A 13,408-nucleotide genomic window follows, 5' to 3' on the forward strand; every position below is an offset into this window, starting at 1 on the left:
CCATGCACGGTTCCTTGGTAACATCCTCCTTGGTGCGTGAAACCACCGAAACCGAATCACAGAACTACGGTTACAAATTCGGTCAAGAAGAAGAAACCTACAACATCGTTGCCGCCCACGGCTACTTCGGTCGGTTGATCTTCCAATATGCTTCCTTCAACAACAGCCGTTCCTTGCACTTCTTGTTGGGTGCATGGCCCGTCATCGGCATCTGGTTCACCTCGTTAGGGATCAGCACGATGGCATTCAACCTGAATGGTTTTAACTTCAACCAGTCAGTGATTGACAGCCAAGGTCGGGTGATCAACACTTGGGCAGACGTGATCAACCGCGCCAACCTGGGTATGGAAGTGATGCACGAGCGCAATGCTCACAACTTCCCCCTGGATTTGGCAGCAGGTGAGTCGACTCCAGTTGCTCTAGTTGCTCCAAGCATTAATGGTTAATTGCTAGAGACACGAAATATCGCGTCTCTACTGAATCAAAAGCGCCTTCCGCAAGGGGGCGCTTTTTTATTGGGAACCGCAGATAGAGCCAGATTGTATCATCCAATCTATCGGCGGTTTACGATAAATATGGAAGCATACAGATTGGAGATAGGACAACGGTTTACACACGGCCCTTAGCTCGTCTCATCGAGCAACTGCAACGTTTGCCGGGAGTTGGCCCGAAAACTGCTCAACGTCTGGCATTGCATATTATTAAGCGATCGCCCGAAGAAGTAGAAGCACTAGCTCAAGCTTTAGTTGAGGCAAAAAAGCAAGTCGGTTTATGTCAGGTGTGCTTTCACCTCTCAGCTGAACCTGTCTGCGATATTTGCCGCAACTCCAACCGCGACAACAGCACTCTCTGTGTGGTGGAAGATTCCCGTGATGTGATTGCGCTAGAAAAAACCCGCGAGTATAGCGGCAAGTATCACGTCTTGGGAGGCATCATTTCGCCGATGGATGGAATTGGCCCCGACCAACTGAATATTCAACCGCTGGTGCGGCGAGTCAGTCAGCAAAAAATTAAAGAAGTGATTTTGGCAATTAGTCCCAGTGTGGAGGGTGAGACAACGACCTTGTACGTCGGTCAATTGCTGAAGCCGTTTACCAAGGTGACGCGGATTGCCTTTGGTTTACCGATGGGCGGCGATTTAGAGTATGCCGATGAGGTGACGCTAGCACGAGCCTTAGAAGGGCGCAGAGAGTTGGATTAGGCAAGTAAAACCCCTTCAATTCCCTTCTTAACCGGGAAAAGTAGAATTACCTCCTTCCCCGTTAAGAGCTACGGTGTCCACACAAGTCGGCAGACCTCTCCCCAAACCCCTCTCCGACGCCCAGAGGAGCTTTGAATATGGCTCACCTTCCCTCCTAGGGAAGGGGCTGTTCTTGCTCTTGTCTGGGAGCGCTCCCTTGCACACAGGAGTCACTTGTGTGTACACCGTAGCCGTTAAGAGGGGAAGCTTGGGGTAAGATTACTGACTGCAATTGATGTTTTTACTTTCCTTGAGATGCTCCCATAGGGAGAGTGATTCAGGATATTGATACTGACTAATCCTTACCCCTTTTTTAAAATTAATCAGCACTCTGATACTCATTGCTAATCGTAATAACGCTATTAGCAATGAATCATTAGCAGCCAGTAGATAATCTGGGTATTCAAGTCAATTAAATAGGGATTCTAGCTCAACTTCTGCTTGACGAAAGCCATAATCTGAGCCAATTGTTTTTTCAATGCCGGAATTTCAGCAACTTGTTCCTTCAATCCCTTAATTTCAGCCTGCATTGCCGCCATTTTTTCATTTAATGCTTTAATTTCAGCAGATGCAGCTGTCGAGTCAGCAACAACTGCGGCTGTCTGAGCAGAAGGTGTTCCGGCTTGTGGGCGTGGCAGTTTGGCTTTAGCTATTGCCGACTGGATTGCCTGATTTAAGTGCTTCTCATTGAAAGGCTTTTCTAGAAATTCAAAATACTCAAACGGTTCTGAGAGTTTCTCCATCACCTCTGCTTTTCGCCCAGAGATGACCACTAAGGGAATCATCTGGAGTTCGGGTGAAGCTTGAAGTTGCCCAAAGACTTCCCAACCGCTCATGCGAGGCAGAATCCAATCCAAAATAATTACATTCGGACGCTCTTGGCGGATGAGATTGAGTCCCTCTTCGCCATCTTTTGCTTCTAAAACTTGAAAGTTGCCCGGAGGCAACATTTCTGACAATGAAGCCCGAATCACTTTAGCATCATCAACGATCAAGATTTTTTGAGTTGCTCCCGCTTTCTGAGCGGCGGGAGTCGTTGGGGTTCCTTTACCGGCTGGTGCTGCTTTTTGGGCAGCAGGCGCGGCAGCTTGCCGCCGGGGCAGTTTCGCCTTAGCCATTGCTGATTTCATCGCCTGAATCAGCGTCTTCTGCTCCAGCGGCTTGGCAACAAATTCAAAATACTCAAACGGTTCCGGAATTTTCTGTGTAACTTCTTCTTTACGCCCTGATGTCACCACTAAAGGAATCGTCTGGAGTTCCGGAGAGACTTGAATTTGTTGAAAGAATTCCCAGCTACTGGGTTGAGATGACAGGAAATCCAGCACGATCAAATTTGGGCGTTCTTTTCGGATTAAATTCAGTCCTTCTTGAGAGTTTTTTGCTTCCAGAACTTCAAAATTGTTCTGGGGCAATAGCTTTCGGACTAGGCTCCGACTGGTGCTGCTGTCATCGATAACCAGGATCTTGTTACTTGGCATAACTAACTCCTAGGAGTGGTGACTGAGGGCATTTCATGAAACAAGAAACTCAACCGAAAGAACGCCCCAATTACCAGTCATCTGAGTCGGAAGATTGAATGGGGACAGGATCTAACGGGTGAGATGTATTCTATAAATGCTAGCGATTACTTCAGCTTTTGTTTAATAAATGTCACAATTTGAGCTAGCTGTTTCTTCAACCCCTCAACCTCACCAGGCATCGCTGCCATTGGAGCCAGCTGTTTCTTCAAGGCGTCAATCTCAGCTTGCATTTTGGCAATCTTGGCATTCAACTGCTGAATGTCTGCTGAAGCAACCCCTGAGTCTGGTGGGACTGTATCCTTGGCGACCGGCTGCGGTGTTGGCGGTACTACCACCGGGCGGTTTCTTGACTTTGCCATCGCTGCCTTGATAGCGGCAATCAGTTGCTTCTGATCAAAGGGCTTGGATATGAATTCAAAATGTTCAAAAGGTTCTGAGATTTTCTCAGTCACCTCTTCTTTCCGACCAGACATTAAAACTAGAGGAATTGACTGAAGTTCGGGCTTACTTTGAATCTGTTGAAACACCTCCCACCCGCTCATTTTGGGCAAGAGAAAATCTAACATAATCAAGTTCGGGTGTGACTGGTAGATCAGATTCATGCCTTCCAGACCGTCTTTTGCTTCTAAAATTTCAAAGTTACCCGGTGGTAACATATCTCGTACTGTATTTCTGATCACTCGACTGTCATCAATCACCAGAATTTTGTGACCTGCCACGACTGACTCCTTAGGGGGTAATTTAAAGAAAAACTAAAGTTGATTTGAGCCGACTGTTGCCTTGTCGCTAATTTCAGCAAGATGAGCGGCTAGCAGAAAACTGTCTCGCGTTCATACCAATCAGGATAATTTGCAATGTGTAGTACAAGTGTGTCTGCGCTACAGAACTATGATTTCTATAACCGATTACGGTAAACCAAGGCTAGCGCCGTAATGGGGATTATCATGAGTGCGTGGCGTGCAGCAACACAATTGCTTGCCCGATCTCCTCACTCTTCGATCGTCTTGACATACATAAACATAAAGCCAAAAAGCCAGCAGCGTGCCTAATTCTAGATTAATCCGGTCTGACCGGAAAGGGAAAAAAACTAAGGCAGAATCAGAGTTAGAGTCGAATGCTTTAAGATTTGTATCATAGGACTGACTCATTGCCCAACGACCCTAGGGGCTTTTTTTGTGTTGTGCCCGTACCGGCTATACAGACAAAGCCGGACTAAAGCAGGCTTTGTAGCGGTTCTCAGTTGAGTGCAATATACACTCGGAACCTCACCCCCAACCCCTCTTTGTGAACGGAGAGGGGGGAATATTGAACCCAGTTCACGGGGAGGGGCAGGGGTGGGGTTAAACCATACTGCATCCAATAGAGAATTGCTATAGAAATTGTTGTAAGCCCTTGATACGGGTACGTCGGCTGCGTAAGTTCTGTATTATACGGATGCTCATTCTGGTAGCCCAGACAAAAACATGAATTTGCCTACCGAAACGAATGCTCGACAAATTCAGCCTGATGTACAAGCGTGGAGGTCAGAAATTGAGGCGCTACCGCCTTGGTTGCGACGCCCTATCGGGAAAGCCAGCGACATCTCGACGGTGCAGCGAATTATTAAGCAGCGGCAAATTCATACGATTTGCGAAGAGGGGCGCTGTCCGAACCGGGGAGAGTGCTATGCCCAGAAGACAGCAACGTTTCTGCTGATGGGGCAAATTTGTACCCGCGCCTGTGCTTTTTGTCAAGTGGATAAAGGGCACGCACCGATGCCTTTAGATCCGGAAGAACCGCAAAAGGTGGCCCAGGCGGTGCAGTTGCTTTCTTTGCGCTACGTGGTGCTGACTTCGGTGGCGAGAGATGATTTGCCGGATGGGGGGGCGGGTTGGTTTGCGGCGACGATGGCAGCGGTAAGACAGCTGAACCCGGAAACTCTGATTGAGGTGTTGACGCCAGATTTTTGGGGGGGTAAGGATGCACAGCAGAAACAACGCCAGCGGATTGAGATGGTGGTGAAGGCGAAACCCGTTTGTTATAACCACAATATTGAGACGGTGGGACGGCTGCAAGGACGGGTGCGACGGGGGGCGCAGTATGAGCGATCGCTTGACGTTCTCCGGATTGTGAAAGAACTTGACTCCACAATTGCCACGAAATCCGGCTTGATGCTGGGACACGGAGAAACTGAAGCCGAAGTGATTGAGGCGATGGCGGATTTGCGGAATGCTGGATGCGATCGCATCACCCTCGGTCAGTATATGCGCCCTTCTCTAGAACATCTGCCAGTACAAAAATACTGGACGCCAGAAGAATTTGAGCATCTGGGAGCGATCGCCCGGAAAATGGGCTTCGCTCACGTCCGTTCCGGTCCCCTCGTCCGCAGTTCGTACCACGCGGGAGAGAGTGCTTGAAGGCAACAGAGCCGGGTAGCAGAGGCACAGAGGAGCTGGGGAGGAGAAAAGAAATTTTCTATCCATCGTGCATGGGTAAAGCGCCCATGCACGTCTACGCTCCTTTCAGGAAGACTGCGGTAAATGAAAATATTTCTATCGAGCCGTGCTAATTGTGACAGCTCTTTGGTATTTCTTGATAAAGTCCCAAATTAGGAGCGTATGCTTATGACTGCACAAGCCAAGAAACCCAAAGGTTCTCTTACCCAAACGAGTAAGCCTCCCTATCCTTTTCGCACTATCGTTTCGCTGATCCTCTTAGCTGGTAACTTCCTGGTTGCAGCGATTTATTTCCACATCATCAACCCGTAATCCATCCCTAAGAAAACTGAATCTACAGTTTTGAGGTTAGGGCTAATAGCAACGATGAAGGCAGAAGGCAGAAGGATGGATTGCGTCTTGATTTATCCTTCATCCTTCATCCTTCATCCTTTTAAAGGGTGCCCTTGAACAAGCCTTGAGGGCGGACAAGCAGAATTAAGACCATAATCAAGAGGGCAACACCCTGCTTGTATTCAGACCCCAGGAAGGGGACGCTAACTTCTTGGGCGATACCAATTACCAACGCACCAGCGATCGCGCCGTAGGGGTTGCCAATACCGCCGAGAATCACCGACGCAAACATCGGCAAAATCAAAAACCAGCCCATGTTGGGGCGTATGCCCGTAATCAGCCCGTACATGGCTCCTCCCAGGGACGTAAAAACGCCGGTAATTAGCCAAGTCCAAATCACCACGCGCTCAACGTTAATGCCTGAGACGCGAGCCAGATCGATATCATCCGCAACCGCTCTCATTGCCTTGCCGATTTTGGTGTTCTGCAACAGGAAGTGCAGCCCCAACATTGCCAGGACGGCTAAAACCATGACAACGATCCGGTAATAAGCTACGTTAACTCCCAGGATGTTGAGGGCGGAGGCAATGGGCAAATTGTAGCGCTGGTTGCCCCCTCCCCAAATGAAAATGATGCCATTGCGGAGAAACAAGGCAAGTCCAATCGAGATGATGATCAGGGTGGTTGGGGAGGCACGGCGATCGCGCATTGGTTTCCAGAGCAGCTGTTCGCTCAGTAGCATCGCCGCCACCGTTCCCCCCGCGCCCAGAATCATTGACAGCCAAATATTCACTCCACTGGTATTCGCTAACCAGGTAAGATACGCGCCCAAGGTCATAAAATCGCCATGAGCAAAGTTGGAAAGGCGCAAAATTCCATAAGTCAGCGTTAGACCGATTGCCGCCAGCGCAATGATGCAACCCACGGCGATGCCATTCACAATTAGTTGAGCAGTTTGTATGTCCATTCCCTTGACTCTCCAGTTGACTGGAGATTTTATAATAGCGATCGAAACAATAATCCTGAATTTACACTATGACACTACAACTGAAAGTTCCCAGCATGGCTTGTTCTGCCTGTGTAGACACGATTTCCAAGGCAGTTGCAAGCCTCGATCCCACCGCGAAGGTAGAGGCTGATCCCAAAACCAAGCTCGTTCAAGTGGAAACAGAACAGCCAGCAGAAAAAGTCAGGGAAGCGATCGCTAACGCTGGATATCCCGTCGCCTAGCGATAAGATTATCGCAAAGGTTAGGGGAAAATTGGATGCAGCAGTTGAGCAGAAAATTAACGCTCGTCTTCGCCGCTGGCGCTTTGGGAGGACTGGCAAATAGCCTCGCCGTCTGGCTATTTGGAGTTCTGGGCATTACTGCTGCCTTGGGGGTCAAAATTGCGCCGGATTTGACCCCAGATTGGCTGTATCCTCGCATCGTTTGAGGTGGTTTATGGGGATTTTTATTTGTCTTGCCGTTTCGGCGCTACCCCTATTGGTTGCGGGGAATTGTCTATAGTCTTGCGCCGACACTGGCGCAATTACTGATTGTATTTCCAGTGAAAGCGAATCAGGGCTTGCTGGGGTTAAAGCTGGGAGTTTTAACCCCAGTGTTTGTATTATTTTTTAATGCCATTTGGGGCATAACTGCGGCTTTTTGGCTGAAGTTTATCGAAGAAAAGCGGATTTCAACAAATAGCTACGAATAAGGCAATTCTATTTAAGTGGTGAGCCAGCCCTTCAGATCCCCGACTTCGTAAGAGTTGCACTCTTGATCTCGCTTTCACGAACACATTGTTTTTCTGGTGGATGTGAACTAAGGTGCCGTTGGGAGCGATCGCTCTACATTCCCAGCCAGCGTAACAATGGCTCTATGCAAAGCTTTAATCAGGACTTACGCAACATCACCACATCTGGGGGCAACCACAAGGGATTGCCCCTACAAAACGCTATATGTATAAGCTTTGCGTAAGTCCTGTTTAATTCTGCAATTAGCTTGTCACGATTCATTGGTGCCTTATTCTAAACGGATGGGGGTGGCGAGGAGCGGAATTATCTCTGCATATGCTCTCACGCGATCGCTCTTTTCAGAACTAATATGGCACACAAGATTTTTTCTCTACCCCCTTGACTCTCCAGTCAACTAGAGAGATTAACCTAAAATCATTGAGCTAGAGAAAGTTATGGAAACACATTCTCTTAAGTTACAAGGTATGAGTTGTGCGGCTTGCGCCGGTGCGATAGAAAAAGCGATTCGCAATGTTTCAGGCGTCGTTGAGTGTAACGTTAACTTCGGCATGGAACAGGCGACTGTCAAGTACGAGCCTCAGCAAACCAGTTTAGAGGAAATTCAGCAGGCTGTCACCGACGCCGGATATGCAGCCGCGCCAGTTCGAGAATTAGGAAGCAAAGAAGATGATACCGAGGCATCCACTCGCCGCCAAGAACGGCAAGAGTTAGTGCGGAAAGTGCTATTCAGCGCCGCTATCAGTATTGTGCTGGTGGCGGGGTCAATTCCGGCAATGACTGGATTGCACATCCCCTTGATTCCGGCATGGTTGCATAATTCTTGGGTGCAGCTAGTGTTGACAACGCCAGTTTTATTTTGGTGCGGTCAATCCTTTTTCACAGGTGCTTGGAAAGCCTTGAAGCGTCACGCGGCTGATATGAATACGCTGATTGCGCTGGGTACAGGTGCGGCGTATTTGTACTCGCTGTTTGTGACTGTATTCCCAGGATTCTTGGGGGGAATTACAGATGTTTATTACGAAACAGCGGCGGTTGTGATTACTTTAATTTTGCTAGGACGGTTTTTAGAAAATCGTGCCAAAGGGCAAACGTCGGAGGCGATTCGCAAATTGATGGGTTTGCAAGCGAAAACGGCGCGTTTGATCCGCAATGGACAGGAAATCGATGTTCCTGTTGAAGCCGTTCAAGTTGGCGATGTGGTTTTAGTGCGTCCTGGCGAACAAATCCCCGTGGATGGGGAAGTGGTAGAAGGCACGTCTACTGTCGATGAAGCGATGGTGACGGGTGAAAGCTTGCCAGTGAAGAAACAGCCGGGGGATGAAGTTATTGGGGCGACGATTAATAAAACTGGCAGTTTTCAGTTTCAGGCGACCAGAGTTGGACGGGATACAGTCTTGGCTCAAATTGTCCGACTGGTGCAACAAGCGCAAGGTGCCAAAGCCCCAATTCAGCGATTGGCGGATCAAATAACGGGGTGGTTTGTGCCAGTGGTCATTGCCATTGCGATCGCTACTTTCATTATCTGGTTCGACGTGATGGGCAATCTAACAATGGCCCTGATGACAATGGTGGGAGTGCTAATTATTGCTTGTCCCTGTGCTTTGGGTTTAGCCACGCCGACTTCTGTGATGGTGGGAACCGGAAAAGGTGCGGAAAACGGCATCTTAATTAAAGGTGCTGACAGTCTGGAAGTGGCGCATAAAATTCAAACGATTGTGTTGGATAAAACGGGTACTTTGACGCAGGGAAAACCCACTGTTACCGACTACATAACGATGGTGGGAACTGTCCACAGCAATGAGATAACACTATTAAGGTTAGCAGCAGCAGTTGAACGCAATTCCGAACATCCCTTGGCTGAAGCGGTTGTTAGGTATGCCCAATCTCAGGAAGTGCAGTTTCCATTACCAGAGGCGAAAAATTTTGAAGCGATCGCGGGTAGTGGCGTTCAAGGGATTGTATCAGACCGACGGGTGCAAATCGGCACTCAGCGTTGGATGGATGAATTAGGAATTGAAACGCTACCTTTGCAAGGACAAAAAGTTGCTTGGGAATCTGCCGGGAAAACTGCCGTCTGGATTGCTGTAGATGGAGAAATGCAGGGATTGATTGGCATTGCCGATGCCCTCAAACCCTCTTCAGCAGGCGTTGTGCGATCGCTACGCCGGATGGGTTTAGAAGTGGTGATGCTAACGGGGGATAATCGCAAAACAGCAGACGCGATCGCGCAAGAAGTTGGCATCACGCGAGTGTTTGCGGAAGTCCGTCCCGACCAAAAAGCCGCTAAAGTTCAGGAACTGCAAGCCGAAGGCAAAGTGGTAGCAATGGTGGGCGATGGCATCAACGACGCCCCAGCGCTGGCACAAGCCGACGTGGGGATAGCGATTGGCACCGGAACCGATGTAGCGATCGCTGCTAGCGATATCACCCTCATTTCTGGCGACTTGCAAGGCATTGTGACTGCGATTCAATTAAGTCGCGCCACGATGCAGAATATTCGCCAAAATCTCTTCTTTGCCTTTATTTACAACGTCGCTGGAATTCCGATTGCTGCTGGTATTTTATTCCCAATTTTCGGTTGGTTACTGAACCCGATGATTGCGGGTGCAGCGATGGCATTCAGTTCGGTTTCTGTCGTTACTAACGCTTTGCGCTTGCGGAACTTTCAGCCGCGAGTCAATTTCTAACCGCATAGGGTAGGAGGAAATATGGTAACTCGAAAAAAGGTTTGGAATAATTTTATCGGTTTGTGGGTCTTGCTCTCTGTTTTCTCAGTAGCACCAGCAAAAGCCACTTCAGCCGACGCACCGATGCCGACAAATCAATTCCGTCAAATTGAGCAACCTTTTGAGCTAAAACTAGGCATTACTTTAGGCGGATTAGCTTTAATTGGCTTAGAACTTTGGTGGTTTCTGCTGAGTCAAACTCAAGCTCAACAAGCTACAACAAATCAAGGGATTCAGGAACTTACCATCCAAGTAGATGGCGGTTATGAACCAAATCGAGTAGTGGTGAAAGCAGGGCAACCTGTGCGGCTCAATTTTTTCCGAAAAGATCCCAGTAGTTGTCTGGAAAAAATCATTTTACCGGATTTTCACATTGCTCAAGATTTGGATTTGAATCGGATGACATCTGTAGAATTTACGCCAAAAACACCAGGCGAATATCCCTTTACCTGTGGAATGAATATGGCTAGAGGGGTGCTGGAAGTAAAAGCAGCCGTTACAGCAAATCAAGAGGAGTGAAATGATGAAAAATCAGTCAATGTTTTTGGTTTTTGTTGGTTTATTGGCAGGAAGCGCGATCGCTACAAGTGCAGTTACTCATACGATGAAAATGAAGGATGGAGAGATGATGCAAGCGACCCCTACAAACACCACGAATAACGCCCATACGGGGCATCATACGGCTGGCACCGAGCCTCATGGGGGGCATCACATGGGGCACGAATCGATGCCTGAAACTGAGGCAGCACAAGCAAAGCTGACGATTCAAGGAACGATTACCCCAAACAAAGCCGTTTCTTTAGCGATTGATATTCAAGACAAATCCGGGAAAGCGATCGCTAAGTTTGACACTTTTCAAGAAAAACTGATGCACTTGATTGTTGTCAGTGACGATCTCCACTTTTTCAGCCATCTTCATCCCACCTACAAGGAGAATGGGCGTTTTGAAGTCGAAGCAAGTTTTCCCCAACCGGGTAATTACACTCTTTTGAGTGACTACAAACCAGCGGGTCAAAAGGAACAAGTCTCGGCGGTAAAAACACAGGTTACTGGTAAAATTTCAGCTGCGCCAGCAGTCGATCTAAATCGGTTCAAGACTTTCGGAAACACAAAAGTGAATCTCGTACTTTCTGAACCAACCCTCAAAGTAGGAAAACCAGTCACATTGACGTTTGATCTGCGAGACGCTTCTAACACTCAACCCGTCAAAGACTTGCAACCCTACTTAGGAGAAAAAGGTCATCTAGTCATTCTACGACAGTCACCAACCTTAACAGCCGCAGATTACATTCACGCCCATGCAATGAAAGATACTCCTGACGGTCAGGTACTTTTCCATACCCAGTTTCCCGAACCAGGAAAATATAAACTCTGGGGTCAGTTTAACCGCAACGGTAAGATTATTACCACTGATTTCTGGGTACAAGTTCTCTAACAGAATGGATTCATCTCATTGAGCATATCTATAGCAATCCTAATTCCACTTGTGACACCCTTCTTTCTCTCTTCTTCTCTTCCCTCTGCGTCCTCGGCGTCCTCGGCGGTTCGTTAAAAACAACACTTCTGGAATTTCACCTTAGATTGCTATAGCCTTGCTCATCAAACTTAGACAAGCTTACCTCATAGAAAATGGCTAACTTGATATAGATGATAAACACAATTCCTAAGCATCTTCCCCCCACGTTCTTAGCTGTAGATAAACTAACACCAACGTTACCGCCAGCAACACAGTTGCCGCCGCTGCTGCATAACCAAAATCAAATTGGGCAAACGCTTGGTCGTAGATATAATAAACCAGCAAATTAGTCGAGTTCAACGGCCCGCCGCCGGTAATGACATAAACTTGCTCAAAACTCCGCAGGGTAAAAATAGCCGTAGTGACGGTGGCAAAGATTAGAGTAGGGCTTAATCCTGGTAAGGTAATGTACCAAAATTGCTGCCAGGAATTGGCACCATCTAGTTCTGCCGCTTCATAGCGACTGGAGGGAATTGCCTGCAAACCTGCCAAAAACACCACCATATTGAAACCCAGTTGCTTCCAAATGCTTAACAAAATCAGCACTGGCATCGCCCAAAACGTGCTAGATAGCCAGGAAATCGATTCAATTCCGATAAAATTTAGAAATGCGTTGATTGGCCCTTCGGTTTGAAACAACCAGCGAAACCCCAAACCCGCTGCCACGAGACTAACAATTGAGGGGATAAAATAGGCAGTTCGCAGGATTCCTCGCAGGGCAAAGGCACGATTTAATAGCACTGCTAAACCCAAGGGAATTACTAAACTAGGAATCACCGTGGCAATGGTGAAATAAGCGGTGTTACCGAGAACCTGCCAAAAGTCAGGACTAAGCATGAGACGCCAGTAGTTTCTCAATCCCACCAAGCGGACACCAGCAGCGGTAAAGCTACCCGTGGTAAAACTAAGGTAAAACAAATAAGCGATAGGCCACAGGAGAAAAATTCCCAGCAGAATTAAGGCGGGAGTCAGAAAAATCCAGGCAGCGATCGCATCATTATCTAATAGCTGCCTACGAGAAGAGTGCGTATTTTTCATGGAGCGATTGGCTTACACTTGAATGTTAGCGTCGTAGCGTTATTCTACCTGGCGGCACTGGTAAGATCCTGTTAATCTCCTGTTAGCAACTGATAACGTGAACATAACCGTATTCAAGCAACGCAGCCAACACCCTGGTTTCCGAATGCTTAGCGGATTGCTTGGGTTACTAGCTATCTATGGATGTAATGCAACCAATACACCTTCAGATTCTTCCTCTCCCAGCGCTGCTAAAGACAATTCAGGGGTAGATCGATGGGTGGGACAATGGCAAGTCAACAATCCATCATCCAGTCAGGCGGTGAAATTTGTATTGACGCCAGAAGGTAAATTATTTCTCCTCCCCCCTGAAACATCTTCTGAACCTCCGGTTGCTTATGAAATCCCGGTTCAAAAGCTTTCTGACTCACCTACTTTACCTCCCAATACTAAAATTGTTGATATTCAGGAAGCATTTAACAATCAAGCAACCAAGGCAAAACAATCTGAAGGGAAGACATACATCGGTGCGATGAACCGTGCCCAACAAGCTTATTACTTGGAAAATAAGAAATTTAGTACAACAATCGAGCAGTTAGGTATTGGGATTAAGCCAGAGACAGAGAGTTATAATTACCAAATTGTGCCTCAAGGTAATGGCACTCAGAGGGTGATGCATACTGCCAAAGCCAAGCGCCCCGAACTTAATAGCTACACGGGTGCTGTATTTGTTGTCACAACTAACGGTGAAAACATTACAAGGACGGCAATTTGCGAAACCGATAAACCCTCATCCACGCCGCCAGCAATACCGACGCCTCCCAAGGATACCACCGGGGAATTTAAGTGTCCTGTTGGTTCTCATTTACTACAACGTTAAA

General features: G+C 47.8%; 15 protein-coding genes and 1 pseudogene. 11 read left to right on the plus strand and 5 right to left on the minus strand.

All coding sequences use genetic code 11. The features are described 5' to 3' along the window. The coding region (locus tag AC2VDX_RS03550; RefSeq protein WP_486928099.1) for a photosynthetic reaction center family protein at positions 1-446 on the plus strand (446 nt) is incomplete at its 5' end. A 143-nt stretch (positions 447-589) separates the two neighbouring features. Next, positions 590-1,201, plus strand: coding sequence for a recombination mediator RecR (gene recR / locus AC2VDX_RS03555; protein ID WP_378175767.1), 612 nt, complete (start codon positions 590-592; stop codon positions 1,199-1,201). Between the two features lie 464 nt (positions 1,202-1,665). Here recR and AC2VDX_RS03560 read toward each other — a convergent pair whose 3' ends face one another. From AC2VDX_RS03560 to AC2VDX_RS03570, 3 genes and pseudogenes are all read right to left on the minus strand, one after another. Next, on the minus strand, positions 1,666-2,238 hold the full coding sequence (locus tag AC2VDX_RS03560) for a response regulator (protein ID WP_378175771.1): 573 nt from the start codon (positions 2,236-2,238) through the stop codon (positions 1,666-1,668). A 141-nt stretch (positions 2,239-2,379) separates the two neighbouring features. Beyond that, a pseudogene (locus AC2VDX_RS03565) lies at positions 2,380-2,718 on the minus strand (response regulator); the annotation flags it as partial. Positions 2,719-2,864: 146 nt separating this feature from the next. Next, positions 2,865-3,479, minus strand: a complete 615-nt coding sequence (locus AC2VDX_RS03570) for a response regulator (RefSeq protein ID WP_378175692.1) — start codon at positions 3,477-3,479, stop codon at positions 2,865-2,867. A gap of 744 nt (positions 3,480-4,223) precedes the next feature. Here AC2VDX_RS03570 and lipA point away from each other — a divergent pair. Both lipA and psaX read left to right on the plus strand, forming a co-directional pair. Next, a complete protein-coding gene (lipA, locus tag AC2VDX_RS03575; protein ID WP_378175695.1) occupies positions 4,224-5,156 on the plus strand; it encodes a lipoyl synthase in 933 nt (310 codons plus the stop codon). Positions 5,157-5,363: 207 nt separating this feature from the next. Further along, positions 5,364-5,507, plus strand: coding sequence for a photosystem I protein PsaX (gene psaX / locus AC2VDX_RS03580; protein ID WP_190411226.1), 144 nt, complete (start codon positions 5,364-5,366; stop codon positions 5,505-5,507). A 121-nt stretch (positions 5,508-5,628) separates the two neighbouring features. Here psaX and AC2VDX_RS03585 read toward each other — a convergent pair whose 3' ends face one another. Continuing rightward, positions 5,629-6,495 (minus strand): branched-chain amino acid ABC transporter permease, encoded by an 867-nt coding sequence (locus AC2VDX_RS03585; RefSeq protein WP_378175698.1) that lies wholly within the window; start codon positions 6,493-6,495, stop codon positions 5,629-5,631. A gap of 68 nt (positions 6,496-6,563) precedes the next feature. On the opposite strand from AC2VDX_RS03585, the gene AC2VDX_RS03590 reads away from it, so the two are divergent. The 6 genes from AC2VDX_RS03590 (at position 6,564) to AC2VDX_RS03615 (ending at position 11,429) form a co-directional block, all read left to right on the plus strand. Next, positions 6,564-6,758 carry a heavy-metal-associated domain-containing protein gene (locus AC2VDX_RS03590; protein WP_378175701.1) on the plus strand — a complete coding sequence of 65 codons (195 nt, stop codon included), beginning with the start codon at positions 6,564-6,566 and terminating at the stop codon, positions 6,756-6,758. A gap of 35 nt (positions 6,759-6,793) precedes the next feature. Next, entirely contained in the window at positions 6,794-6,964 is a 171-nt protein-coding gene (locus AC2VDX_RS03595) for a hypothetical protein (RefSeq protein ID WP_378175703.1), read from the plus strand. Positions 6,965-6,991: 27 nt separating this feature from the next. Continuing rightward, positions 6,992-7,228, plus strand: coding sequence for a hypothetical protein (locus tag AC2VDX_RS03600; RefSeq protein WP_378175706.1), 237 nt, complete (start codon positions 6,992-6,994; stop codon positions 7,226-7,228). Positions 7,229-7,702: 474 nt separating this feature from the next. Next, entirely contained in the window at positions 7,703-9,955 is a 2,253-nt protein-coding gene (locus AC2VDX_RS03605; protein ID WP_378175709.1) for a heavy metal translocating P-type ATPase, read from the plus strand. Positions 9,956-9,976: 21 nt separating this feature from the next. Next, a complete protein-coding gene (locus AC2VDX_RS03610; RefSeq protein ID WP_378175714.1) occupies positions 9,977-10,513 on the plus strand; it encodes a cupredoxin domain-containing protein in 537 nt (178 codons plus the stop codon). 4 nt (positions 10,514-10,517) lie between these two features. Continuing rightward, positions 10,518-11,429, plus strand: a complete 912-nt coding sequence (locus tag AC2VDX_RS03615) for a hypothetical protein (protein ID WP_378175774.1) — start codon at positions 10,518-10,520, stop codon at positions 11,427-11,429. A gap of 228 nt (positions 11,430-11,657) precedes the next feature. Here AC2VDX_RS03615 and AC2VDX_RS03620 read toward each other — a convergent pair whose 3' ends face one another. Continuing rightward, a complete protein-coding gene (locus AC2VDX_RS03620) occupies positions 11,658-12,548 on the minus strand; it encodes a carbohydrate ABC transporter permease (protein ID WP_378175717.1) in 891 nt (296 codons plus the stop codon). Between the two features lie 97 nt (positions 12,549-12,645). On the opposite strand from AC2VDX_RS03620, the gene AC2VDX_RS03625 reads away from it, so the two are divergent. Continuing rightward, positions 12,646-13,407: a type IV pilin-like G/H family protein gene (locus AC2VDX_RS03625; protein ID WP_378175720.1), complete on the plus strand. Its 762-nt coding sequence runs from the start codon at positions 12,646-12,648 to the stop codon at positions 13,405-13,407. The last annotated feature ends 1 nt before the right edge of the window (position 13,408 follow it).

It is taken from the genome of Coleofasciculus sp. H7-1, assembly GCF_057473865.1.

Excerpts from the sequence above, each read along its gene's own strand:
- lipA (WP_378175695.1), top strand. The coding sequence starts at position 4,224 with ATGAATTTGCCTACCGAAACGAATGCTCGACAAATTCAGCCTGATGTA.
- psaX (WP_190411226.1), top strand. The coding sequence starts at position 5,364 with ATGACTGCACAAGCCAAGAAACCCAAAGGTTCTCTTACCCAAACGAGT.
- AC2VDX_RS03585 (WP_378175698.1), bottom strand. The coding sequence starts at position 6,495 with ATGGACATACAAACTGCTCAACTAATTGTGAATGGCATCGCCGTGGGT.
- AC2VDX_RS03590 (WP_378175701.1), top strand. The coding sequence starts at position 6,564 with ATGACACTACAACTGAAAGTTCCCAGCATGGCTTGTTCTGCCTGTGTA.
- AC2VDX_RS03595 (WP_378175703.1), top strand. The coding sequence starts at position 6,794 with ATGCAGCAGTTGAGCAGAAAATTAACGCTCGTCTTCGCCGCTGGCGCT.
- AC2VDX_RS03605 (WP_378175709.1), top strand. The coding sequence starts at position 7,703 with ATGGAAACACATTCTCTTAAGTTACAAGGTATGAGTTGTGCGGCTTGC.
- AC2VDX_RS03610 (WP_378175714.1), top strand. The coding sequence starts at position 9,977 with ATGGTAACTCGAAAAAAGGTTTGGAATAATTTTATCGGTTTGTGGGTC.
- AC2VDX_RS03615 (WP_378175774.1), top strand. The coding sequence starts at position 10,518 with ATGAAAAATCAGTCAATGTTTTTGGTTTTTGTTGGTTTATTGGCAGGA.
- AC2VDX_RS03620 (WP_378175717.1), bottom strand. The coding sequence starts at position 12,548 with ATGAAAAATACGCACTCTTCTCGTAGGCAGCTATTAGATAATGATGCG.